This is a genomic window from Aeromonas sp. 603757, assembly GCF_049171255.1.
Lineage (GTDB): Bacteria > Pseudomonadota > Gammaproteobacteria > Enterobacterales > Aeromonadaceae > Aeromonas > Aeromonas veronii_A.
Genome location: NZ_JAAKOE010000020.1, coordinates 60,389 through 82,301, shown reverse-complemented (window position 1 = coordinate 82,301; position 21,913 = coordinate 60,389). Strand labels below are relative to the sequence as shown.

The 21,913-nt window shown below is 60.5% G+C and carries 24 protein-coding genes; 8 read left to right on the top strand and 16 right to left on the bottom strand.

Features of this window, described 5'->3' with window-relative positions; translation table 11 throughout:
* Positions 1–206 precede the first annotated feature (206 nt).
* The 6 genes from pcnB (at position 207) to G5332_RS17235 (ending at position 5,936) form a co-directional block, all read left to right on the top strand.
* Complete coding sequence (pcnB, locus tag G5332_RS17260; RefSeq protein ID WP_323888564.1) at positions 207–1,673, top strand: polynucleotide adenylyltransferase PcnB; 1,467 nt, start codon at positions 207–209, stop codon at positions 1,671–1,673.
* An 11-nt stretch (positions 1,674–1,684) separates the two neighbouring features.
* Positions 1,685–2,194 carry a 2-amino-4-hydroxy-6-hydroxymethyldihydropteridine diphosphokinase gene (gene folK / locus G5332_RS17255; protein ID WP_202005848.1) on the top strand — a complete coding sequence of 170 codons (510 nt, stop codon included), beginning with the start codon at positions 1,685–1,687 and terminating at the stop codon, positions 2,192–2,194.
* Positions 2,191–2,985 (top strand): 3-methyl-2-oxobutanoate hydroxymethyltransferase, encoded by a 795-nt coding sequence (gene panB / locus G5332_RS17250; protein ID WP_005335640.1) that lies wholly within the window; start codon positions 2,191–2,193, stop codon positions 2,983–2,985. The genes folK and panB overlap by 4 nt, the downstream gene beginning before the upstream one ends.
* 201 nt (positions 2,986–3,186) lie before the next feature.
* On the top strand, positions 3,187–4,044 hold the full coding sequence (panC, locus tag G5332_RS17245) for a pantoate--beta-alanine ligase (RefSeq protein ID WP_005335639.1): 858 nt from the start codon (positions 3,187–3,189) through the stop codon (positions 4,042–4,044).
* 24 nt (positions 4,045–4,068) lie between these two features.
* Positions 4,069–4,419, top strand: coding sequence for a putative quinol monooxygenase (locus G5332_RS17240; RefSeq protein ID WP_005354654.1), 351 nt, complete (start codon positions 4,069–4,071; stop codon positions 4,417–4,419).
* Positions 4,420–4,571: 152 nt separating this feature from the next.
* Positions 4,572–5,936, top strand: coding sequence for a cation:dicarboxylate symporter family transporter (locus G5332_RS17235; protein WP_421231339.1), 1,365 nt, complete (start codon positions 4,572–4,574; stop codon positions 5,934–5,936).
* 83 nt (positions 5,937–6,019) lie between these two features.
* On the opposite strand, the gene G5332_RS17230 is transcribed toward G5332_RS17235, so the two are convergent.
* From G5332_RS17230 to hpt, 8 genes are all read right to left on the bottom strand, one after another.
* On the bottom strand, positions 6,020–6,547 hold the full coding sequence (locus tag G5332_RS17230; RefSeq protein WP_421231305.1) for a rhodanese-like domain-containing protein: 528 nt from the start codon (positions 6,545–6,547) through the stop codon (positions 6,020–6,022).
* 4 nt (positions 6,548–6,551) lie between these two features.
* Positions 6,552–6,989 carry a MauE/DoxX family redox-associated membrane protein gene (locus G5332_RS17225; protein WP_149152220.1) on the bottom strand — a complete coding sequence of 146 codons (438 nt, stop codon included), beginning with the start codon at positions 6,987–6,989 and terminating at the stop codon, positions 6,552–6,554.
* Positions 6,986–7,294: a DUF3343 domain-containing protein gene (locus G5332_RS17220; RefSeq protein WP_149152221.1), complete on the bottom strand. Its 309-nt coding sequence runs from the start codon at positions 7,292–7,294 to the stop codon at positions 6,986–6,988. Before G5332_RS17220 ends, G5332_RS17225 begins: the two co-directional genes overlap by 4 nt.
* A complete protein-coding gene (locus G5332_RS17215; protein WP_421231306.1) occupies positions 7,291–8,073 on the bottom strand; it encodes an acyl-CoA dehydratase activase in 783 nt (260 codons plus the stop codon). Before G5332_RS17215 ends, G5332_RS17220 begins: the two co-directional genes overlap by 4 nt.
* Positions 8,074–8,082: 9 nt before the next feature.
* A complete protein-coding gene (locus G5332_RS17210; RefSeq protein ID WP_421249848.1) occupies positions 8,083–9,234 on the bottom strand; it encodes a double-cubane-cluster-containing anaerobic reductase in 1,152 nt (383 codons plus the stop codon).
* Between the two features lie 226 nt (positions 9,235–9,460).
* Positions 9,461–10,234, bottom strand: a complete 774-nt coding sequence (locus G5332_RS17205; protein ID WP_005362866.1) for an ABC transporter permease — start codon at positions 10,232–10,234, stop codon at positions 9,461–9,463.
* Positions 10,231–11,148, bottom strand: a complete 918-nt coding sequence (locus G5332_RS17200) for an ABC transporter ATP-binding protein (RefSeq protein ID WP_005354634.1) — start codon at positions 11,146–11,148, stop codon at positions 10,231–10,233. The genes G5332_RS17205 and G5332_RS17200 overlap by 4 nt, the downstream gene beginning before the upstream one ends.
* A 111-nt stretch (positions 11,149–11,259) precedes the next feature.
* Complete coding sequence (gene hpt / locus G5332_RS17195) at positions 11,260–11,790, bottom strand: hypoxanthine phosphoribosyltransferase (RefSeq protein ID WP_368166394.1); 531 nt, start codon at positions 11,788–11,790, stop codon at positions 11,260–11,262.
* 201 nt (positions 11,791–11,991) lie between these two features.
* Here hpt and G5332_RS17190 point away from each other — a divergent pair, with 201 nt between their 5' ends.
* A complete protein-coding gene (locus tag G5332_RS17190) occupies positions 11,992–12,606 on the top strand; it encodes a TetR/AcrR family transcriptional regulator (RefSeq protein WP_337075131.1) in 615 nt (204 codons plus the stop codon).
* A gap of 67 nt (positions 12,607–12,673) precedes the next feature.
* Here G5332_RS17190 and G5332_RS17185 read toward each other — a convergent pair whose 3' ends face one another.
* Complete coding sequence (locus G5332_RS17185) at positions 12,674–13,285, bottom strand: flavin prenyltransferase UbiX (RefSeq protein WP_421231308.1); 612 nt, start codon at positions 13,283–13,285, stop codon at positions 12,674–12,676.
* Positions 13,282–14,652 carry a UDP-N-acetylmuramate:L-alanyl-gamma-D-glutamyl-meso-diaminopimelate ligase gene (gene mpl, locus G5332_RS17180; protein ID WP_421172738.1) on the bottom strand — a complete coding sequence of 457 codons (1,371 nt, stop codon included), beginning with the start codon at positions 14,650–14,652 and terminating at the stop codon, positions 13,282–13,284. Before mpl ends, G5332_RS17185 begins: the two co-directional genes overlap by 4 nt.
* 258 nt (positions 14,653–14,910) lie before the next feature.
* Here mpl and G5332_RS17175 point away from each other — a divergent pair, with 258 nt between their 5' ends.
* Positions 14,911–15,612 (top strand): phosphatase PAP2 family protein, encoded by a 702-nt coding sequence (locus G5332_RS17175; protein ID WP_421249847.1) that lies wholly within the window; start codon positions 14,911–14,913, stop codon positions 15,610–15,612.
* A gap of 69 nt (positions 15,613–15,681) precedes the next feature.
* Here G5332_RS17175 and galE read toward each other — a convergent pair whose 3' ends face one another.
* The 6 genes from galE to G5332_RS17145 all read right to left on the bottom strand — a co-directional run bounded on the left by galE (position 15,682) and on the right by G5332_RS17145 (position 21,876).
* Positions 15,682–16,695, bottom strand: a complete 1,014-nt coding sequence (gene galE, locus G5332_RS17170) for a UDP-glucose 4-epimerase GalE (protein ID WP_040097369.1) — start codon at positions 16,693–16,695, stop codon at positions 15,682–15,684.
* Between the two features lie 116 nt (positions 16,696–16,811).
* A complete protein-coding gene (locus tag G5332_RS17165; protein ID WP_421259432.1) occupies positions 16,812–17,801 on the bottom strand; it encodes an FAD-binding oxidoreductase in 990 nt (329 codons plus the stop codon).
* 111 nt (positions 17,802–17,912) lie between these two features.
* On the bottom strand, positions 17,913–19,562 hold the full coding sequence (hcp, locus tag G5332_RS17160; RefSeq protein WP_421172766.1) for a hydroxylamine reductase: 1,650 nt from the start codon (positions 19,560–19,562) through the stop codon (positions 17,913–17,915).
* A 289-nt stretch (positions 19,563–19,851) separates the two neighbouring features.
* On the bottom strand, positions 19,852–20,319 hold the full coding sequence (locus tag G5332_RS17155; protein WP_021229540.1) for a Dps family protein: 468 nt from the start codon (positions 20,317–20,319) through the stop codon (positions 19,852–19,854).
* 155 nt (positions 20,320–20,474) lie between these two features.
* Positions 20,475–21,362: an N-acetylmuramoyl-L-alanine amidase gene (locus tag G5332_RS17150; protein ID WP_421172741.1), complete on the bottom strand. Its 888-nt coding sequence runs from the start codon at positions 21,360–21,362 to the stop codon at positions 20,475–20,477.
* A gap of 34 nt (positions 21,363–21,396) precedes the next feature.
* Positions 21,397–21,876, bottom strand: a complete 480-nt coding sequence (locus tag G5332_RS17145) for a DUF1456 family protein (RefSeq protein WP_005335594.1) — start codon at positions 21,874–21,876, stop codon at positions 21,397–21,399.
* Positions 21,877–21,913: the final 37 nt, after the last annotated feature.

Genomic DNA, 21,913 nt, shown 5'->3' with positions numbered 1-21,913 from the left:
GCTATTTTCGCTGGCGGACGGTTTCATGCGGGATCAATTGTCAGCACGGTTTTTCATTTGGTTAGGCGTGAGCTATGTGCAGATTGACCGCTATTTTCGCTGGCGGACGGTTTCATGCGGGATCAATTGTCAGCACGGTTTTTCATTTGGTTAGGCGTGAGCTATGATAGGCCGCTATTTTTTGGCCTCCCGTCAATTTAGAAGTCATGAAGAGGTGTACCATTTTTTCCCAGATCGCAAACTTTTGCCGCAAGGTGCTCGGCAAGGAAGACGGCGAGCAGTCGGTGGAATCCCCCATTCCAGCCCGTGTCGCCGGTCAACGTCGTACCTTAAGCCGTGATCAGCACCCTATTTCGCGCAAAGAGATCAGCGAGAATGCACTCAAGGTGCTCTATCGCCTGAACAAAGGGGGCTATGAGGCCTACCTGGTCGGCGGCGGAGTCCGGGATCTGCTGCTCGGGAAGACGCCCAAGGATTTCGACATCGCAACCGATGCGACGCCGGAGCAGATCAAGGCGCTGTTCAGCAACTGCCGCCTGATTGGCCGTCGTTTCCGCCTGGCCCACATTGTCTTTGGTCGTGACGTGATCGAAGTGGCCACCTTCCGGGGTCACCACCATCAGGTCAATACCAGCAAACATGTGTCGGCCCAGTCTGATGAAGGCATGCTGCTGCGCGACAACGTCTACGGCACCATCGAAGAGGATGCCGAGCGCCGCGACTTTACCGTCAACGCCCTCTACTACAGCGCCAAAGATTTCACCCTGCACGATTTCGAAGGGGGTCTGGAAGATCTGGCCGAGCGCAAGCTTGAGCTGATCGGCGATCCCGAGACCCGTTATCGTGAAGATCCGGTGCGTATGCTGCGCGCCGTGCGCTTTGCCGCCAAGCTGGATATGACCATCAGCCCGCGTACCGCCGCCCCCATCAAGGAGCTGGCGCCTCTGCTGCAAGACATCCCTGCAGCCCGCCTGTTTGAGGAGACCCTCAAGCTGTTCCTGGCTGGCGACGGTCTGGCGACCTACAAGCTGCTGCGTGAGTATGGCCTGTTCCAACAGCTCTTCCCGCAAGTGGCTGTGCTGTTTACCCCGCACGGCAACTCGCCCTACGAGCAGTTTATCGAGCAGGCACTGATCGATACCGATACCCGCGTTCGTGAAGATAAACGCGTCACTCCCGCCTTCCTCTACGCCACCCTGCTGTGGGGCTGCGTCGAGGCCCGTGGTCGGGTGCTGGAGAACGAGAGCGGCCTGCCCTGGTATGACGCTTTCATGCTGGCGATCAACGAGGTGCTGGACAATCAGGTGCGGATCATCGCCGTTCCCCGCCGTTTCACCACCGATGTCCGCGACATCTGGGCACTGCAACAGCGGTTGACCCGTCGTCAGGGCAAGCATCCCGAGCGCGCCATGGAGCATCCCAAGTTCCGCGCGGCGTTCGACTTCCTGTTGCTGCGCAACCGGGTCGAGCGCGGTCTCGGCGAGCTGGCCAGCTGGTGGGAGCGCTATGTCGCCTCCAATCCGGATGTGCGCCCGCAACTGCAGCGTGAAGCGACCCGTCGCCCGGCTAGCGGTGAGCGCGGCGAGGCTCGCAGCCACGATGGCGAGAAGCGCAGCAGCAACAGCCGCAACCGCCGTCGCCCCCGTCGCCGCAAACCGAAAGTGGCCGAGTGACAACAGACGTGATGACCGAGGTCTTCATCGCCATTGGTTCCAACCTGTCTGATCCGCTGGGTCAGGCTCGTCGCGCCGTTGCCGCGTTGGCAAGGTTGCCGGAATCTGTGCTGGTGGAGGCCTCGTCGTTTTACAGCAGCCGCCCCATGGGGCCTGCTGACCAACCGGACTACGTCAATGCCGTGGCCCGGCTCAATACCCGGCTCGCGCCCCTTGCGCTGCTGGATCAATTACAAAAAATCGAGCTGGAACAGGGACGTGTGCGCAAAGATGAGCGGTGGGGGCCGAGAACTCTGGATCTCGATCTGCTGCTCTGTGGGGATCAGGTGATCAACCATGAGCGTCTGATCGTACCCCACTACGGCATGAAGGAGCGGGAGTTCGTGCTGCTGCCCCTTGCCGAAATTGCGCCTGCTCTGGTGCTGCCCTGCGGCACCCCGCTCGCCCGACTGGTTGCCCGCTGCCCGCACAATGATCTGGCCATCATTGCCCCGCGTGCAGACGTACAGGAGCCTCTATGAGCAAGATCACCACCGCCAGCCTGCTGAAGATGAAGCAGGAGGGTCAAAAGTTCACCGCCATCACCGCCTATGATGCCACCTTTGCCAAGCTGTTCGACGACGAGGGGGCCCACGTGCTGCTCATCGGCGATTCACTGGGCATGGTGCTGCAAGGGGGTCAGGATACCCTGGCGGTCAACATGGATGAGATGGTCTATCACACCCGCTGTGTGGCGCGCGGTGCCAGCAAGGCACTGGTGGTCGCCGACATGCCGTTCATGAGCTACGCCACCCCCGAGCAGACTTACCAGAACGCTGCCCGCCTGATGGCGGCCGGTGCCCGCATGGTGAAGATGGAAGGGGGCGACTGGCTCTGTGACTCCATCCGCCACCTCACCCGCAACGGGGTGCCGGTGTGCGGTCACCTCGGCCTCACTCCGCAATCCGTTCATGTCTTTGGCGGCTTCAAGGTGCAGGGGCGCGATGAGTTTCAGGCGCAGGAGATCTACCGTCAGGCCCTCGAACTGCAAGCGGCCGGTATCCAGCTGCTGGTGCTCGAGTGTGTGCCCACTGCGCTGGCCGAGCGCATCACCAAGGCGCTTCGCATCCCGGTGATCGGCATTGGTGCCGGCCCCGCGACCGATGGTCAGATTTTGGTAATGCACGATGCCTTTGGCGTCACCTCCGGCTATGTGCCCAAGTTCACCAAGAACTTCCTGGCCGAGACCGGCGATGTGCGTGCCGCCATCCGCCTCTATGTGCAGCAGGTGAGCGAGGGGAGCTTCCCCGGCCCGGAGCACTGCTTCAACTGATCCTGGCTGTTGCATGATGGGGGCTGCGGCCCCCGTCTCTGCTTGTCAGCCTCGCACAGTTAATCCGTATAGCTAATCCGTATCTTATTGATTCATCTAAAGGTGAACTGCTGATAGCCATGTTCGTGCCCCATTCCGCCCGAGTGCTACCGGTAGATGCAACCCGTCTCTCTTTTTGATTTATCGGAAGGTGAACTGCTGATGTTGGTCGTAAATAATCCCGTCGTTCTGCGTGAGCAGATAAGCCAATGGCGCCGTGAAGGGCGTGCCATCGCATTTGTGCCCACCATGGGTAACCTGCATCAGGGCCACCTGACGCTGGTGAAAGAGGCGCACAGCCACGCCGAGAAGGTGGTGGTCAGCATCTTCGTCAACCCGATGCAGTTCGACAAGGCCGAGGATCTTGCCAACTATCCGCGCACCCTGGAGCAGGATTGCGCTGCGCTGGAAGCGGCCGGCGTCGATATGGTGTTCACCCCGACCCCGGAGATCATGTATCCGCAGGGTCTGGCCAGCCAGACCTTCGTCGAGGTGCCGGGCCTCTCCAATCTGCTGGAGGGAGCGCTGCGCCCGGGTCACTTCCGCGGGGTCAGCACAGTCGTTACCAAGCTGTTCAATCTGGTACAGCCGGATGTGGCCTGCTTTGGCCAGAAGGATTACCAGCAGTTGGCGCTTATTCGAAAGATGGTGGCCGACATGGCGATGCCCATCGAGATCGTCGGTGTGCCCACCGTGCGGGCCGAAGACGGGCTGGCGCTCTCTTCGCGCAACGGCTACCTGACAGCTGCCGAGCGGGCCATCGCCCCCGAGCTGGCGCGCACCATGAACTGGATCGCCGAGCAGATTGAAGCGGGTGACCACCACCTGCCCTCCTTGGTGGCGCAGGCCAGCCAGCGTCTCGACAACGCCGGTTTTCGTACCGATGCCATCGACATCGTCGATGCCGCCACCCTCGAATCCGCCACTGACGAGAGCGCGCAGCTGGTGATCCTGATGGCTGCTTATCTTGGCAAGGCCCGCCTTATCGACAATCAAGTGGTCACGCTGCAGCAAGCCTGAGCCCGCCACAACCAGGAGGACTCCATGTCCAAGAAGGTTTACTGCATTGCCCAATTCCTGCCCAAACCCGGTCAGGAGCAGGCCCTGTTTCAGGTGCTGCAGGCGCTCGAGCCCAATACCCTGCGTGAGGATGGTTGCCTGCAATATCGGGTAACCCGCCACATCGCGAGCCCGTTTGCCGAGGGGGAAAGCTTTCCCATCGTATTCAACGAGATTTGGCAAGATATGGCGGCTTTCGAGGCGCACTGCCAGCGCGCGGAGATCAAGGCTTTCTTCGAGCGTTACTGTCTGGCGGAAGATGGTTTGGCCGCCAAGTGGAACGTCTGCGTCTATAGCGACGAACCCGAACAGTACGACGCCCCCGTAAAGAAGTAATTCCCCCGAATGCCAGCGGACGCCCCCTCGGGCGTCCGCTGCTTTTTCACGCCTGCACTCTCCTGCATTCCGGCGTTTTGTTCTGCGGCCCAGCCCGCATTTCCCTTCGTTTCTATCCACTTTCGGCCTGATGGCCGCTACAGGTATTCATGATGTTTGTCCTGATTGCATCGCTTTTTTTCTGTCTGCTCTGTTTTGCTCTCACCCGGTTGCCTACCGGTTTGCCGCTCTCGCGGAAGGTGCTTGCGGGTCTGTTGCTTGGTGCCCTGTTCGGACTGGCGCTGCAACTGGGCTGGGGCGCCGATGATGCCGGCGTTCAGCAGACCCTGGAGTGGGTCAATATCATCGGCGGCGGCTATGTCAGCCTGCTCAAGGTGGTGATGATGCCGCTGGTGTTCACCTCGATCCTCTCCGCCATCAACAAGCTGGAGCAGGCCCAGTCCCTCGGCAAGATCAGCGCCGTGCTGATCGGCTCCATGCTGACCCTGGTGATGATCGCCGGTATGGTGGGGATGACCATCACCCACCTGAGCGGTCTCACCGCAGCCGGGCTGCTGAGCCACGGTAGCGACAGCGTCACCCTGCAACAGAGCATGAGCACCATCGATAGTGCCCAGACCCTGCCTGCCCTGCTGCTCTCGCTGGTGCCCACCAACTTTGCCGCCGATATGGCGGGTAGCCGCGGTCTCTCGGTGATCGGCGTGGTGATCTTCACCGTGTTGGCCGGGGTTGCTCTGCTCCAGCTGAAGGCGGAGCATCCGCAGGCGGGGGCTCGCGCCGCCGTGGCCATCGACACCCTGCAACTGTGGGTGATGAAGATGGTGCGGGTGGTGATTGCGCTCACCCCCTATGGCGTGATGGCACTGATCGCCCGGGTGGTGGCTCACTATCCGCTGAGCGAGATCCTCAGCCTGCTCGGCTTTATTCTGGTCTGCTACGTCGCCATTCTGGCGATGTTTGCGGTGCACATGGTGATCCTGCTGCTGATCGGCCAGAACCCGCTGCACTACCTGCGGGAAGTGTGGGGCGTGCTCACCTTCGCTTTTGTCTCCCGCAGCAGCGCCGCCTCCATTCCCCTCAGCATCGAGACCCAGCAGCGCCTTGGGGTGCCCGCCAGCATCGCCAACTTTGCCGCCTCGTTCGGTGCCAACCTCGGCCAGAACGGCTGTGCCGGCATCTATCCGGCCATGATGGTGGCGATGATTGCTCCCATGCTCGGTATCAACCCGTTTGATCCCCTGTTCCTGCTGACTCTGCTGCCGGTGATTGCGCTGGGCTCCATCGGGGTGGCTGGCGTCGGCGGTGGTGGGACGTTCGCCTCGCTGATCGTGCTCTCCACCCTCAACTTCCCCATCGCGCTGGTGGGGGTGATGATCGCCATCGAGCCGCTGGTGGATATGGGCCGTACCGCGCTCAACGTCAACGGCTCCATCATGGCGGCGATGATCTCCAAACGGTTGCTGGGCAAGCAGCAGCTGGCCAACGTGGAGACGGTGCAGACGCAGGCCGCCAGTTAACTCCGAGTGTTGCCCAATATGAAAGAAGCCCGCAGTTGCGGGCTTCTTTCATATCGACTGTGTTGCCTTGTGGGCAGACGCGGTTACTCGGCAGAGACGGGGTAACCGGCGCCTTTCCAGGCGAAGATGCCGCCCGGCACCCGATAGACCTGTTGATAGCCCTGATTGACCGCCCAGGCGGCGGCGTTGTGGCTGCGGCCGCACTTGACGAAACCGCAGTAGATCACCACAGGGCGAGCTTTGTCTTCACCCAGCAGCGCCTGGAACTGCTCCGCCGTGCTGCTCCCCTCGACAATCTCGCTCCAGTTGTCACCGGCCTTGGCCTCCTTCACGAAGACAAAGTTCTTGGCCCCCGGGATGTGCTCCTTCTTGTAGGAGTCCTCATAGGGCATGGTGTCGATGATCACCAGCTCCTCGCCTTTGTCCATCCGGGTTTTCAGCTCGGCCACGGTCAGCAGCTGATAGCCCCCCTGCTGCGTCTCCTGTGCCAGCTGCACAGCCGATTGCTCAAGCTTCACCTCCTGCTCGAACTGGTTGTCGCCACAGCCCGCGAGGGCAAAGCTGGCGGCGATCAGAGAGGCCACCAGAGTGCGGGATCGCAATGTCATCATGTCACTACTCCTTTCGAACGAAAAAAACGGGGCGGGAAGTTCGCAGCAGGGCGCCCGCAAGCGTCAGTAGCAGCAGATCCCGCACAATGGCCTCCGGCAACGAGCCGAGATCAGCCCTGCCCAGACAGCCGCAAGAGATGTCGAGCCCGATGGCAACGCCATAGCCCAACACCGGAATAAACAGGGTGAGCAGCCCGATCACCAGCCAGAGTCCCCAGCGCCGGTTGGCGATGACCGCAAGCCCTGCGCAGAGCTCCAGCGCGATCAGCCCCCAGGCCACCGGCGGGATCAGCAGCGGCCAGATCAGGCCAAAGGCGCCGATCTGCTCGATGAACAGGGCGGGGGAGGCCAGCTTGAACCAGGCGGAGGCGAGGAAGAATCCCCCCAACGCCAGATTGGCCAGCATGCGCAGATAAACGGCCATGGGATAGATCTTTATCATCCATGACTCCGACTGCCAGCCACAAGCGTTTGCTTCGCCATGTCCGGGCTATCGGCCGGGTAGCGTGCCAGCTCCTGATAGTCGCCGTCCGCTTCGCAGTGAAAGACAGCGGCGGTTTCACCGTGCTGACACCACTGTTGCCACTCGTCTGGCGGGCAGTGCAAGCGAATGGCGAGGCCACAGCCGGCGCTGAGCAGGCGCGGTACATCGCAGACCCGAAACGACTGACCGTGCTGCTCCAGCCGCTTGCGCATCCTGATCGTGCCGAGGGTGGAGTGGAACAGGTAGAGAAACTCCTGATTCATGATTTGCCTCCCGTGCTGGCGCGCGCGCCGAACAGGGCAGCCCCCAGCGCACCGGCAAACTGGGCGTCCGGGTGGGTGGCCACTTCGCAGCCCAACCCTTCGGCCAGATAGTGGCGGAAGGTGGCGCAGTGGCTGACGCCGCCGGTAAAGAGCACGGTCGGTCGGGCGCCGAGGCGGCCGATAAAATTGGCACTGCGCCGGGCCATGGAGCGGACGATACCGGCCAGGATCGACTCGGCGGGAATGCCCGCCGAGCGCAGGCTGATCGCCTCCGATTCGGCAAACACGGTACACATGCTGCTGATGTCGTGGGGCTCGGCCCCTTGCAGCAGTTCGTCAAGCTGCTCGACCCGGGCACCCAGAGTGCGGGTGATCACCTCGAGAAAGCGACCGGTACCGGCGGCACACTTGTCGTTCATCAGAAAGTCGGTGAGGTTGCCGTCGCTATCGAGCTGGATCACCTTGCTATCCTGCCCGCCGATATCGATGACGGTGTGTACCGACGGGCAGAGCAGGCGAGCCCCCAGCCCATGGCAGGAGATCTCGGTAACCCGGCGATCGGCGAACGACGCCAGATCGCGGCCATAGCCGGTCAGGGTCAGGTGGGGGCGCTCTGGCAAATCGGACGAGAGCTCCTCCCAGCCTTGCTCGATGGCGGCCAGCGGACGAAAGGGGGTCGGCACCAGAAAACGGCGGACGATACGCCCGCCATCCCTGTGGTCGAACAGGATCCCCTTGGTCGCGGTGGAGCCCGAGTCAATCCCGATGGAGAGTGACATGACGCCTCCTCACAGCATTTCGATAAAGGCAGCCAGCCGGGTCGCCAGTTGTCCCTTGTCGGCGCTGGAGTAGTCGGTCTCGACTGCCATGTAGGGGATGCCATGGCGTTCGCGCACATGGCGCTTGATGGCGAGCGACTCCACCGCATAGGTGTGGCAGGCCTGCAGGATCACATCGATCACCCCGTCTGCCTGATACTCCTCCACTATCTGGCTCAGCAGATTCATGCGCTGGTGGTTGGGGGAGATGCAGGAGCAGCCGATGGCCAGATACTTGTCGGTCAGCGCATCGAACAAGTCGCCCTCCTCGCTGACGCACTGCTCGGTCGCCTTGGCGCCGGTGCAGTTCTCGTAACCTACCACCCAGCCGCCGTGCTCCTCGATGAGGCGCACCACCTTGTCAGCTGCGCCGCCGATGGGGCAGCCGGTGATGAGGATGCGCGGACGGGCATTGAGCCGCTTGCCCTCGGCATACTCGGCCTTGATGCGGCGGGTCATCTCCTGCAGCTCGCTGATGAGCTGCTCCTTGTCGAAGCGGAAGGTGGCACCATAGACCACCTTGAGCAGGTCGGTACCGCTGAGTGCCGGTGGATTGAGCTGGCCCAGCCGGTAGAAATCGGCCAGCGCGCGGCGCTCGCGGTTTTTCAGCACGATGGCGTCTCGCAATGCCTGCTCGCTGATGGGCTTGCCGAACTGCTGCTCCAGCAACTCCTTGAAGCGGACGATTTCGCTGCGCCACAGGGTGCGGGAGGCTTCGTCATCGGCGCGGTTGGGCAACTGCATTACATGCACCGGTTTGAACTCGGTCATGTACTCGTACATCTTCTTCTTACCGTCGCAGGTGGTTTCCCCCACCACCAGATCGGAGAAGTAGAAGTAGGGGCACTTGTCGGTCTTGCCAAAACCGTAGCTGCTCTTGATTAGCGGGCAGAGGTTGCGAGGCAGCTCTTTCTCGGCCTCCTCGATGGTCTCGTCGCTGGTTGAGCAGAGCGATACCACCACGGCGCCAGCGGCCATCGCCACCTCTTGCGGCATGAAGGTGCAGTAGGTGCCGACCAGGGGGATCTGTCGCTCCTTGAGTGCCATCACAGCCAGAAAGCCCTGACGACGGGCATCTGAAAAACTATCGAAAATGGCTGGCAACTCGGTGATAAGTGACATAGGCGATCCTGCCCTGATGAGAGAAATGAAGAGACGGAGGTGCCATCCGTGACGGCACATCCAATCGCGAGAATTATACCTTTGGGGGTAATTCGAAAATTGCGGTGGATCACAAGGTGTCAGGTAAAGCCTTAATAACAGGCAGGTTATTGCGAAGGGGGCTGGCAGGTTGAAGGGGCTACAGGGGGAATAAAAAACGGGCACCGCGAGGTGCCCGTTTTGGTCATTAGTGGCGCAGCCCGGTGCCGCGGGAGATAAGCCACCAGGCGATACCGTAGAGGGCCACGATAAAGCCGATGATGATGAGGTAGGCGGTGCCGAGCGGCACGTCGGAGATGCCGAGGAAGCCGTAACGGAACGCGTTCACCATGTAGATGATGGGGTTCACCTGGGAGACCCCCTGCCAGAAGGGGGGCAGCAGGCTGATGGAGTAGAACACCCCGCCCAGATAGGTGAGCGGCGTCAGCACGAAGGTGGGGATGATGCTGATGTCGTCGAAGGTCTTGGCAAACACCGCGTTGATAAGGCCACCCAGCGAGAAGAGGATGGCGGTCAGCAGCACGGTCACGCAGACGCTGAACAGATGGTGGATCTGCAGCGGCACGAAGAACAGCGACACCAGGGTGACGATAAGGCCGACGCAGAGGCCGCGCGCCACGCCACCGCCCACGTAACCGGCGATGATGACGTAGTTGGGCACCGGTGCCACCAGCATCTCCTCGATATTGCGCTGGAACTTGGCGCTGAAGAAGGAGGAGGCAACGTTGGAGTAGGAGTTGGTGATCACCGACATCATGATGAGGCCGGGCACGATGAACTCCATGTAGGTGAAGCCACCCATGTCACCGATGCGCGAACCGATCAGGTTGCCGAAGATGACGAAGTAGAGGCTCATGGTGATGGCCGGTGGCACCAAGGTCTGGATCCAGATCCGGGTAAAGCGGCTCACCTCTTTGGCCAGAATGCTCTTGAAGGCGATGTAGTAGATGGCCAGATTCATGCTTTTCTCCCCTCTTCGACCAGATTGACGAACAGCTCTTCCAGCCGGTTGGCCTTGTTGCGCATGCTCACGACCTGCACCTGCTGGTTCGACAGCTGCTCGAACAGGCTGTTGAGTGACTGGCTCTTGTCGAGATCCACCTCAAGGGTGCGCTCATCCGGCATGCGGCCGTTGAACTCTGGCACCTCGGGTACGGCAGAACCTGGCGCAAGGTCGAGCAGGAAGGTCTCGCGACCCAGCTTGCCCAGCAGATTCTTCATGCTGGTGTTCTCGATCAGACGACCCTTGTCGATGATGCCGATGTTGCGGCAGAGCATCTCCGCCTCTTCCAGATAGTGGGTGGTGAGAATAATGGTGACACCCTGCTCGTTGAGATCCTTGAGGAAGGTCCACATGGAGCGGCGGATCTCGATATCGACCCCGGCGGTCGGTTCATCGAGGATCAGCAGCTTGGGCTCGTGCATCAGGGCGCGGGCGATCATCAGGCGACGCTTCATGCCGCCTGAGAGAGTGCGGGCTGGCATGTCGCGCTTCTCCCACAGATCGAGCTGGCGCAGGTACTTCTCGGCGCGGATCTTGGCTTCCGCCTTGGGCACGCCATAGAAACCGGCCTGATGGGTGACAATCTGGATCACCTTCTCGAACTGGCTGAAGTTGAACTCCTGCGGCACCAGTCCGAGCTGGGCCTTGGCCTGTTCGAGATCGCTGTCGATGTCGTAGCCAAACACCTTCACCTTGCCGGCGCTCTTGTTCACCAGCGAGCTGATGACGCCGATGGTGGTGGACTTGCCCGCGCCGTTCGGGCCGAGCAGGGCGAAGAAATCCCCCTGCCTGACGGTAAGATCGATGCCTTTAAGGGCTTCGACGCCCCCCTGATAGGTCTTTTTCAGGCCGCTGATTTCCAATGCGTTCATTGCAACCTCTGTGATGGTTGAATCCGGCTCGATACAGAAAAGGCGGCCAAGGCCGCCTGCACAGAGTAAAGGGCGCAAGACCGCTTCACCCGTGATATTCCTGAACCTGGCTTACTCCTGGGGTACCACTTTGCCGATAAACGGCAGGTTGCGGTACTTCTGGGCGTAGTCGATGCCACAGCCGACCACGAATTCGTCCGGAATGGCGAAGCCAATCCAGTCGACCGGCACCTGCACTTCGCGGCGGGAGGGTTTGTCCAGCAGGGTGCAGATGGCCAGGGATTTCGGCTCGCGCAGGGAGAGGATCTCGCGCACCTTGTTGAGGGTGTAACCGGTGTCGATGATGTCTTCCACGATCACCACATCCTTGCCCTTGATGTCATCGTCCAGGTCTTTGAGGATGCGGACGTCACGGGTGCTGTGCATGCCGGAGCCGTAGCTGGAGGCTGTCATGAAGTCCAGAGTGATGGGCAGCTGGCACTGGCGGCAGAGGTCGGCCAGGAAGATGCAGGAACCGCGCAGCAGCGCAATCATCACGACTTCGTCAGAACCCTGATAGCGGGCGGTGATCTCTTCACCCAATTTGGCGATCCGGGCGGCGATTTCAGCCTCGGAGATCATCACCTCGACGGTGTGTTTCATCACTTACTCCCATAAGGCCAAAGGGGATTTGGCCGTTCATGAATATCAAAACCGATGATTCTACCACTCATGTCGAAGGGTGCTAGAGATACGTGGTGCTTTTATCAGCTTATTTTAATTGATAGAGTTAGCAGGCACTCAGGCATGATTAGTTAAAATACTATAAACACCATAATCAATAACTATTAGATGATAAAAACTATGGAACCACGCGCAGAAATAAGACGTCGTACCCGGCTGTCGCCGGAAGCTCGTCGCTCCCAATTGATGGAATGTGCCATCGAGGTGTTCTCCCGTCGCGGTATTGGCCGTGCAGGTCACGCCGAGATAGCCGAACAGGCCAAGGTCTCTGTGGCTACTGTCTTCAACTATTTCAACACCCGCGAGGAGTTGGTAGATGAGGTGCTGGCCGAGATCGAACGCTTTGTGAACCAGATGCTGTCGCAGGCATACGGTGACCAGGGCTCCATTTTCGACAAGATTCAGCGTCATGTACGCCTCTCTGTCGATGCGGCCTACGATCAACCGGATTATGCCGGTATCTGGCTGGAGTGGAGTTCCTCGGTTCGGGAAGAGGTATGGCCCCGCTATACCCGCCTGCTCGATCACTGCCTTGAGCTGATCGCCAGCGAGCTGCAAACCGCCATGGATGCAGGGGAGATCACTAGCGTGCTGTCGGCACAGGATCTGGCCCGCTCTTTGACCGGTTTTGGCTATGTGATGATGCAGATGATCAATCAACCTCAGCGCCCGGCGCGCCAAGAGGTGACTGATTTCCTGTTCAAGTACGTGACGGCACCTATTCAGGCTTGCTGATACGGCTTAACGAAAAAAGGCGCCCCTCATCGAGGGGCGCTTTTTTTATCCGGTTTGTCTGGTCAGCTCAGCCGTGGCCATAGCCCCAGCGGCTGGTCAGCTCATGCTCGACACCCAGATGATCGAGGATGCGGGCGACCATAAAATCTACCAGATCCGCGATGCTTTTCGGCTCATGATAGAAACCCGGCGCGGCAGGCATGATGGTCACTCCGAGCCGCGCCAGTTTCAGCATGTTCTCCAGATGGATCGCCGAGAAGGGGCTCTCGCGGGGCACCAGAATGAGCTGGCCGCGCTCCTTGATCACTACATCCGCCGCCCGCTCCAGCAGGTTGTCCGAGGTGCCGTTGGCAATGGCCGAGACGGTGCCCATGGAGCAGGGGCAGACCACCATCTGTTTGGGGGCTGCCGAACCGGAGGCGACTGGCGAGAACCACTCCTCCTTGCCGCAGGCGACAATCTGCCCCTCCTTGGCGCCATATTGGCGACAGAGATAAGCAGAGAGCTCTTTCGGTGAGCCCGGCCACTCCTGCTGCTGCTCGGTCTTGAGTACCACACGAGCCGCCGAGGAGGCGAGCAGGTAGACCCGATAGTCCGCCTGCACCAGACACTGGAGCAGGCGCAGGGCGTAGGGGGCGCCGGAGGCACCGGTCAGCGCCAGGGTGATCGTTTTGTTCATAGTTCGCCGTGGTAATCCTTGAGGCGGGCGATCAGCTTGTCATGAATGCCACCGAAGCCGCCGTTGCTCATGATCAGAATATGGTCGCCATCGCGGCTCTCGGCCACCAGCCGGTTGATCAGGGTCTCCAGATCGTTGAACACCTTGGCCGGTCGGGTCATATGGGCAGTCACTTCGCCGAGATCCCAGCCGATGTTGGGAGGCTGGAAGAAGAACACTTCATCGGCGCCATCAAAGCAGCCGGCCAGCTCCTCCTTGTGTACCCCCAGTTTCATGGTGTTGGAGCGCGGCTCCAGCACTGCCAGGATACGGGCTTTGCCTACCTTGGCGCGCAGACCGCCAAGGGTGGTCTCGATGGCGGTGGGGTGGTGGGCAAAGTCGTCATAGACACTGATGCCAGCTACCTCGCCCTTGAGCTCCATCCGTCGCTTGGGGGATTTGAACTGGCAGAGCGCCGCGATGCCGTGCTCCACCATCACGCCAGCATGACGTGCGGCCGCGATGGCCATCAGACCATTGTTGACGTTGTGCTCGCCGATACACTCCCAGTGCACCTCGCCCTGTTTTTCGCCATCCAGCCACACTTCGAAGGCGGAGCCGTCATCGGCCTGCTTGACCGCCTTCCACTTGGCGTCGTCCTGACCTACCAGCTCCACTTCGCTCCAGCAGCCCATCTTGCGCACGGCGGTGAGGTTGTCATCGGCTTGCGGGAACAGCACCCGGCCGTTGCTCGGCACGGTGCGCATCAGGTGGTGGAACTGGCGCTGGATCGCGGCGAGATCCGGGAAGATGTCCGCGTGGTCGAACTCCAGGTTGTTCATCACCAGGGTGCGCGGGTGGTAGTGAACGAACTTGGAGCGCTTGTCGAAGAAGGCACAGTCATACTCGTCCGCTTCGATGACGAAGAAGGGGGCGGAGCCGAGACGGGCGGAGACCGGGAAGTTGCCTGGCACGCCGCCGATGAGGAAACCGGGCTCCAGCTTGGCGTACTCCAGCACCCAGGCCAGCATGCTGGCGGTGGTGGTCTTGCCGTGGGTGCCGGCGACGGCCAGTACCCAGCGATCTTGCAGCACGTGCTCCAGCAGCCACTGGGGGCCGGAGATGTAGGGCAGATTGCGGTCCAGTACATATTCAACACAGGGGTTGCCGCGGCTCATGGCGTTGCCAATCACCACCAGATCCGGCGCCGGATCGAGTTGGGAGGGGTCATAGCCTTCGGTCAGTTCGATGCCCTGTTGCTCGAGCTGGGTACTCATGGGGGGATAGACATTGGCATCCGAACCGGTCACCCGGTAACCAAGCTGTTTTGCCAACACCGCCAGACCACCCATAAAGGTGCCGCAGATCCCGAGAATGTGAATATGCATACCGCTTCCTTTCGCAGTAAAGGGAAGTGCGCATTCTAGGGGGTGTTGCGGTGGTGGCACAAGCCGCACTCATGGTGAGAGGCCCACAGATGCAGCACCGGAGGCAGAAATCTTGGCGTTGTTGGGATATGCGAGATTGGAATGGGCTGGTGGGCTTTATTTGAGACTTTATATTGTGTCGCACTTTCTTACAATTCTTCGGTTTTGTGACGCACTCTACAGTTTTACGATATCGCCCTTTTCCAAAGGAGAGTCCCCATGGGCAAGTTCCTGCTTTGCTATCTGGTCGGTGGTCTGGTGGCCATCAGTTGGGCTGCGTTGCCCGCTCATGGTCCCTGGGATCAGTGGGACCTCGCGATTTTTCATACCGTTAACGGCTGGCTCGGGCAGTCGGCTCTGTGGGCCGATCTGGTGGCCATCACCAATAACCGGCTGTTCGATCTGGCGGTGCTGGCCTGTATGGGGCTGATCCTGGCCCGCTGCTTCTTCGCCCGGGATTTGGCGGGTCGTCGCCAGCTGGTGGCGATGGGCATAGTGATGCTGCTGAGCGCTCTGGTGATCAACCAGCTTGGTCACCGATTGCCGGTGGAGCGACCCAGCCCGACCCTGATGGTGGCCGATGCGCTGCGGGTGACCCAGATCAGCGGTATTCCGACCAAGGACTCTTCCGGTGACAGCTTCCCCGGCGATCACGCTCTGTTCCTGATGATCTTCGCCGGTTTTGCCCTGCGCTATCTGCCGCGCTGGGCGGGAGTCACCGCATTGCTGATGGTGCCGATCTTTTCCGCGCCGCGCATTCTGGCTGGGGCTCACTGGTTTACCGATGTCTACGTCGGCGCGCTGGGGCTGGCGACCCTCTGCCTGCCCTGGCTGCTGTTGACCCCGCTGGCGGATCGGCTGATAGAGCGCATTTCCCCCCGATTGGCCCGTGTGCCGCTGCTGCGCAGTCAGATCCACTGATTGAGCGTCGCAAAATAAAACGCCCCGACATGAAAATGTCGGGGCGTTTTGTTATCAATCCGCGAGAGATCAGCCTTGATAGCCGTTCGGGTTGTTGCTTTGCCAGCGCCAGGTATCGACCATCATCTGCTCCAGACCGCGCTCTGCCTGCCAACCCAGCTCGGCACGGGCCAGCGTCGGCTCTGCCCAGCACTCGGCGATGTCGCCCGGGCGACGGGGTTTGATCTGGTAGGGAATGGGTCGGCCGCTGGCCGCTTCAAACGCCTTGACCATCTCCAGTACCGAGTAGCCCTGACCTGTGCCCAGGTTGTAGGTGAAGACGCCGGTGTCGCTCTTGATGCGCGCCAGTGCTTTCAGGTGGCCGATGGCCAGATCCACCACATGGATGTAGTCGCGCACGCCGGTGCCATCCGGGGTCGGGTAGTCGTTGCCAAATACCCCCAGCTCCTTGAGCTTGCCCACGCCGACCTGGCTGATATAGGGCAGCAGGTTGTTGGGGATGCCGTTGGGATCTTCACCAATCAGGCCGCTCTCGTGGGCGCCGACCGGGTTGAAGTAACGCAGCAGTACGATAGCCCAGCGGGGATCGGATTTGGCGAGATCGCGAAGGATCTCCTCCACCATCAGCTTGGAGCGGCCGTAGGGGTTGGTGGCGCTGGTGGGGAAATCTTCCCGCAGCGGCACCGAGGCGGGATCGCCATAGACGGTGGCCGAGGAGCTGAATACCAGCCGGAACACGCCGGCCCTGGCCATCTCTTCGCACAGCACCAGAGTGCCGCTGATGTTGTTCTGGTAGTAGGTGAGCGGGATCTGGCTCGACTCCCCGACCGCCTTGAGGCCGGCGAAGTGGATGACCGATTCGATCTGGTGGTTGGCGAACAGCTGCTGCAGGCAGGCTCTGTCCAGCACATCCCCTTCGACGAAGGTGACCGGTTTGCCGGTGATCTGCTCGACCCGCTTGAGTGACTCCGGTGAGGAGTTGGAGAGGTTGTCGAGTACCACGACCTGCTGCCCCGCGCCGAGCAGCTCAACCAGGGTGTGGGAGCCGATATAGCCAGCGCCCCCTGTGACCAGTATTGTCATTTTTTATCCCGTGTTCTGGTGAAACTGGGGCCGAGTCTAGCGCCCCTGTCTACTTGGGAAAAGGTTGGGATACCGATGACGCCTTCACCGCACCTCACAAAAGCCTGCACCACGCCTCAATAATCGAGACTGATATCCCCTTTCGCGGTGCAGGAGCAGGCTAGAGCAACGCCGCTCTCCAGATCCTGAGCACTCAGGGTCATCACGCTCTGGCGCTCGATGTCACCTGTGGTGGTGCAACGACAGCTGCCACATACCCCGGCGCGACAAGCCGCCATCATGGTTTCGCCCGCCGCTTCCAGCGCCGCCAGCAGGGTCTGACCCGGCAGGATCTTCACCTTTTTGCCGCTCTTTTTCAGGGTCAGCCAGAAGTGGTCGCTGGTGGTTGTGGCAGGCTCTGCTGGAGGAAGGCCAAAGGACTCCTGATGCAGCTGCTCCGGCGGCAGTCCCAGCTCTGCCAGCATGGTGCTGACCGCCGCCATATAGGGGGCCGGGCCGCAGAGATAGACATGGCGTTCGCGCAGATCCGGGGCCAGTTCGGCCAACATGGCGGGGGTGAGTCGGCCAATCCAGGGGTGATCTGCTGGGGCATCTTCCAGAATCAGGGTATGCCGTACACCGGCATGGGCCTCAGCCAGTGCAGCCAAGTCATCTGCGAAGATCACATCTGCTGGCGAGCGGGCGCTATGGATAAAGCGGATATCGGCATCCGGCCGTTTGGCCAGCTCGTCCCGCAACATGGACCACATGGGGGTGATGCCGGAACCGGCACTCAAGAGCAGTGGTCGCTCGCAAGGCAAGGCGGTCAGGTTGAAATCGCCGAACGGACCATCCACCCGGATCTCGTCTCCCACTTGCAGGGTCTGGTGCAGATGGCAAGAGACCCGTCCCACATCCTTGATAGTCACTTGCCAGCATGCATCCTGTGGGCTGGAGGAGAGGGTATAGGCGCGGCACTGCGGCTGGCCGTCGATCTCGGTATGCAGGGTGATGCACTGGCCAGCCAGTACGGGAGGGAGGCTGCCGGAAAGCGGCGCCAGCTGCCAGCTCACCACGTCGTGGGTGTTCTGTTGGCGGCCAATGCAGGTGAGCGTGAGAGAGGTCATCACAAGGCTCCTTAGGTTTGAAACGGTTCGAAAAACGTCTGGTGAAAAAGCCGGATCCAGAAAAAAGGCGAGCCGGGCGGCTCGCCAAACGCTTACAACATGAGGTGCCGATCAGGCCGCCAGGATCTCGGCCAAGTCAGCCTCGGCAGTGGTGGTTCCTTTCAGACCGAATTGCTCCTCCAGCACTTTGAGCAGCGCCGGGGTGAGGAAGGCCGGGGCGGTCGGGCCGGTACGGATGTCTTTCACCCCGAGGGAGAGCAGGGTGAGTAGAATGACGATGGCTTTTTGCTCGAACCAGGAGAGCACCAGCGTCAGCGGCAGATCGTTGACCCCACACTCGAACGCTTCGGAGAGCGCCAGCGCCAACTGGATGGCGGAGTAGGCATCATTGCACTGACCCACGTCCAGCAGACGCGGAATGCCGCCGATGTCGCCAAAGTCGAGCTTGTTGAACTTGTATTTGCCGCAGCCCAGGGTGAGCAGCAGGCTGTCGCGCGGCGCCGCCTTGGCAAACTCGGTGAAGTAGGCGCGCTCGGCCTTGTCGCCATCACAGCCACCCACCAGGAAGAAGTGGCTGATCTCCCCGGCTTTGACCTTCTCAATCACCGCAGGTGCTGCCTGCATCAGGGCGTTGCGGGCAAAGCCGATGGTGATGAAGTGCTCGAGCTCGGTGTGCTTGAAGCCTTCAAGCGCTTGGGCCTTGGCGATCACGGCGGAGAAATCATCTCCCTCCAGATGGGTTACGCCCGGCCAGCCGACGATGGAGCGAGTGAAGATGCGATCCGAGTAGTTGCCCACATTCGGGTCGATGATGCAGTTGGAGGTCATCACCACGGCGCCCGGGAAGTTGGCAAACTCCTTCTGCTGGTTTTGCCAGGCGGAGCCGTAGTTACCCACCAGATGGGGGTACTGCTTGAAGAAGGGATAGGCCAGCGCGGGCAGCATCTCACCATGGGTGTAGACGTTGATGCCGGTTCCCTTGGTCTGCTCCAGAATGAGCTTGAGATCCATCATGTCGTGGCCGGAGACCAGAATGCACTTGCCGGGGATGGGGGTTACGCGTACCTGGGTCGGTTCCGGGTGGCCGAAGGCGCTGGTTTCACCCAGATCCAGCATCTCCATGATTTTGAAGTTGAGCTGACCGATCTCCATGGCACAGCTGAACAGCCGACCCATTTCGCTCGGGTCTGTGCTGAGCCAGCTCATGATGCGGTGGAATTCGGCGGCCACCTCGTCACTCTGCTGATCCAGCACCCGGGCGTGCTCCATGTAGGCGGCGGCGCCCTTGAGGCCGTAAAGGCAGAGCAGACGCAGCCCCATGATGTCCTCGTTTACCTCGTTCTTGCCCCGATTCGGGGCGGCTGGTGCGGCATGGGCAAGTTGTTCCAGCAGTTCGGCACCGGGTTCGAAGTAAGCGGAGTGTGGCAAGTCGTTTGCCTGCACCGCCATGGTGCTCAGACGATCGGCCAGCTGCTGGCGATAGGCGAGGGCCTGATTGACGTAGGCCACGATGCGATTCGAGTCGAAGTTGACGTTGGTGAGGGTAGCGAAGAAGGCCTTGGGCACGAAGGCATCGATCTCGCGGTCGATGATGCCCTGCTCACGGGCGGCCAGCGCCCAGGCGCTGAGCCCCTGCAGGGTATAGATCAGCACATCCTGCAGATCCGAGGTTTCCGCCGTCTTGCCGCACATACCTTGTGCGTAGGCACAGCCGTTGCCAGCCGGGGTACGAATAGTCTGTTCACATTGCACACAAAACATCATGCCTCTCCTAATTGGACATTTCAGTTGTCTGTTTTGTGGCGATTCTATTCCTCTCGCGAAAAACTTAATAGGTATTCAATTTGCCAATTAAGATTCCCTTGATGCAGATCAAAAACAAAAAAAGCCGCCCAAACAGGGCGGCAAGCGGGTGGATAAAAGGAGAGACAACTCAGGTTTGCAACAGAACATAACAATCAGACGGATTGGGCCGTGGTCTGGTCAGGAGCTTTCGGCCCGGAACTTACTCAACCCAGCATACGTACGCTGTAGTCGGCTTGGTTCACTATCAGGCCAGATAAGCGCGCAGCATCCAGACCAGTTTTTCCTGCTGCTGCACATAGTCGGAGAGGATGGAGGCAGTGCCCTCATCACCAGCTTCGGCTGCTTGACCCAGAATACGGCGCTGGGCGACCAGCAGTTCGCGGAAGCTCTCCAGCAGGGATTCGACACAGGCGCGGCCATCGTGCAGCCCTTTTTGCTCCGGGATGGCAGAGACTTTCAGATAGTCGCTGAAGCTGTGCATCGGCACGCCATCCAGGGTCAGGATCCGCTCGGCCAGTGCATCGACTTTCAGCAGCAGGTCGTTGTAAATCTCTTCAAATTTCAGGTGCAGTTCGAAGAACTGGTTGCCACGGATATTCCAGTGGAAGCCGCGCACGTTCATGTAGAGGATCTGGTAGCTGGCCAGCAATTTGTTCAACTCGGCTGCCAGGGCTTGTGATTGAGCAGTATCAAGACCAATCGGGCTTTTCATCATTCACCTCCAGATTTGGAAATCGGTTTGAAATTTTCTTTCGGAACGCAGTCAGAATAACGCCTTGCAAAATGCAGGGACAATTGCTTGTGCCTAACTGTTTGATAGCTAACGGCTATCAAACAGTACGCAGCAACGGTGACAATGGATGAGGATTAGGGGAAGTATTTTTCGAGCAGCGCCATCAGGATGGCCTGACACTCGCGGTCCGGTTTGCTATCGACCTTGCTGGCGCGAAAGTGGAGCTGAAAGGCGCCCATGACGGCGCGGCTCTGCTCATCCCACTGGCCAGTCTGGGGCAGGCCATAGCCATAGCGGGCCAGCTGCTGCTGCCACATGGCTGCATCCCAATCGGGCAAGGGGCTGGCCAGTAACTCGGCCACCCGATCTTCATCTGGCCAGGCGCCGACTCCGTACGTCAGATAGAGCTGGCGCCAGGGGAAGTGGGGACCGGGATCCTGCTTGCGCTCGGGGGCGACATCACTGTGGCCCAGCACCTGGGTCGGTGGAATCTGGTAGCGGGCGACCAGCTCCCGGCTGAGGGCGCCGACGGCGGCAATCTGCTGCGGGGTATAGGGTTGCCAGCGCCGCGCATCGGGGGCCAGCGGCTCATCTTCTGCTGGATAGCCGAGGTTGACGATCTCGATGCCAAGGGAGCTGGCATTGAGCCCGGCATATTGGTGCCAACGGCTGCGTCCCGCATGCCAGGCGCGCGCGCTCTCCGGCACCAGCTGATAGACCGGTAGCGGGGTCTCGTGGCTGTCGCGGGGGATCAGGTAGTGGGCGCTCACCTTGTGCTCCGGCTCGGTCAGCAGGCGCAAGGAGTTGGCATCATCTTCGTCGGTGTAGTGGAGGATCAGAAAGGCGATCCGCTCGTTCTGGTTGGCGCTCTGATAGCGGGTCGAGAGCTGGTACTCGGACGGGGTACAACCACCCAGCAGCAGAACCAGTGGCAGAAAGAAGAGGGGAAGAAGACAGCGCCAGCGCCATCCCCCTGCCGCAGCTAGGCTGCTGAACGTGGGAGGTGTGAGTCGCTGGCACATGTCGAAGGCCCAGTCTGGTCAGTCGCGCGGCTGGTCAGCCGCGGTATTTGGCCGTGAGGCCGATCAGGAAGTTGCGCAGGATCTGATCCCCGCAATCCTGATAGTGCTTGTGATCCTTGGAGCGGAACAGGGCACTGAGCTCGGACTTGGAGAGGTTGAAGTCGGCGAGCTTGAGGGTGCCGAGCATGTCCTCTTCCTTGAAGTTGAGACCGATGCGCAGCTTGCGCAGGATCATGTTGTTGTTGATCCGGTTCGGGATCACCTGGGCCGGTGCATCTTCCCGCACACCGCGGCGGGCGATGATGAAACCGTCGAGGAACTGGCTCAGGGCCGAGTCGGGACAGGCGACATAGCCTGCCTCTTGCTCTTCACCTTCCGCTGCCTCTTTCATCAACCAGCTGTGCAGCTGGGCGTGAGTGACCGTCAGGTTGCCCTTGGCAAACATCTCGACCATCTGGTCGTTGCTGATGGTGAGGGCGTAGCGCAGACGGCGCAGAATATCGTTGTTGGTCATGCTGACTCCTGTGTAAACGGCGCAACTTTACCATCTG

Bases quoted from the DNA above. Each gene is read 5' to 3' on its own strand.
- hpt (WP_368166394.1), bottom strand. From the start codon at position 11,790: ATGAAACACACCGTCGAGGTGATGATCTCCGAGGCTGAAATCGCCGCC.
- panB (WP_005335640.1), top strand. From the start codon at position 2,191: ATGAGCAAGATCACCACCGCCAGCCTGCTGAAGATGAAGCAGGAGGGT.
- G5332_RS17230 (WP_421231305.1), bottom strand. From the start codon at position 6,547: ATGATGACATTGCGATCCCGCACTCTGGTGGCCTCTCTGATCGCCGCC.
- panC (WP_005335639.1), top strand. From the start codon at position 3,187: ATGTTGGTCGTAAATAATCCCGTCGTTCTGCGTGAGCAGATAAGCCAA.
- G5332_RS17150 (WP_421172741.1), bottom strand. From the start codon at position 21,362: ATGTGCCAGCGACTCACACCTCCCACGTTCAGCAGCCTAGCTGCGGCA.
- G5332_RS17200 (WP_005354634.1), bottom strand. From the start codon at position 11,148: ATGAACGCATTGGAAATCAGCGGCCTGAAAAAGACCTATCAGGGGGGC.
- G5332_RS17235 (WP_421231339.1), top strand. From the start codon at position 4,572: ATGTTTGTCCTGATTGCATCGCTTTTTTTCTGTCTGCTCTGTTTTGCT.
- galE (WP_040097369.1), bottom strand. From the start codon at position 16,695: ATGACAATACTGGTCACAGGGGGCGCTGGCTATATCGGCTCCCACACC.
- G5332_RS17190 (WP_337075131.1), top strand. From the start codon at position 11,992: ATGGAACCACGCGCAGAAATAAGACGTCGTACCCGGCTGTCGCCGGAA.
- G5332_RS17185 (WP_421231308.1), bottom strand. From the start codon at position 13,285: ATGAACAAAACGATCACCCTGGCGCTGACCGGTGCCTCCGGCGCCCCC.
- pcnB (WP_323888564.1), top strand. From the start codon at position 207: ATGAAGAGGTGTACCATTTTTTCCCAGATCGCAAACTTTTGCCGCAAG.
- G5332_RS17175 (WP_421249847.1), top strand. From the start codon at position 14,911: ATGGGCAAGTTCCTGCTTTGCTATCTGGTCGGTGGTCTGGTGGCCATC.
- G5332_RS17205 (WP_005362866.1), bottom strand. From the start codon at position 10,234: ATGAATCTGGCCATCTACTACATCGCCTTCAAGAGCATTCTGGCCAAA.
- G5332_RS17210 (WP_421249848.1), bottom strand. From the start codon at position 9,234: ATGTCACTTATCACCGAGTTGCCAGCCATTTTCGATAGTTTTTCAGAT.
- G5332_RS17240 (WP_005354654.1), top strand. From the start codon at position 4,069: ATGTCCAAGAAGGTTTACTGCATTGCCCAATTCCTGCCCAAACCCGGT.
- mpl (WP_421172738.1), bottom strand. From the start codon at position 14,652: ATGCATATTCACATTCTCGGGATCTGCGGCACCTTTATGGGTGGTCTG.
- G5332_RS17155 (WP_021229540.1), bottom strand. From the start codon at position 20,319: ATGAAAAGCCCGATTGGTCTTGATACTGCTCAATCACAAGCCCTGGCA.
- G5332_RS17215 (WP_421231306.1), bottom strand. From the start codon at position 8,073: ATGTCACTCTCCATCGGGATTGACTCGGGCTCCACCGCGACCAAGGGG.
- hcp (WP_421172766.1), bottom strand. From the start codon at position 19,562: ATGTTTTGTGTGCAATGTGAACAGACTATTCGTACCCCGGCTGGCAAC.
- G5332_RS17165 (WP_421259432.1), bottom strand. From the start codon at position 17,801: ATGACCTCTCTCACGCTCACCTGCATTGGCCGCCAACAGAACACCCAC.
- G5332_RS17220 (WP_149152221.1), bottom strand. From the start codon at position 7,294: ATGAATCAGGAGTTTCTCTACCTGTTCCACTCCACCCTCGGCACGATC.
- folK (WP_202005848.1), top strand. From the start codon at position 1,685: ATGACCGAGGTCTTCATCGCCATTGGTTCCAACCTGTCTGATCCGCTG.
- G5332_RS17225 (WP_149152220.1), bottom strand. From the start codon at position 6,989: ATGATAAAGATCTATCCCATGGCCGTTTATCTGCGCATGCTGGCCAAT.
- G5332_RS17145 (WP_005335594.1), bottom strand. From the start codon at position 21,876: ATGACCAACAACGATATTCTGCGCCGTCTGCGCTACGCCCTCACCATC.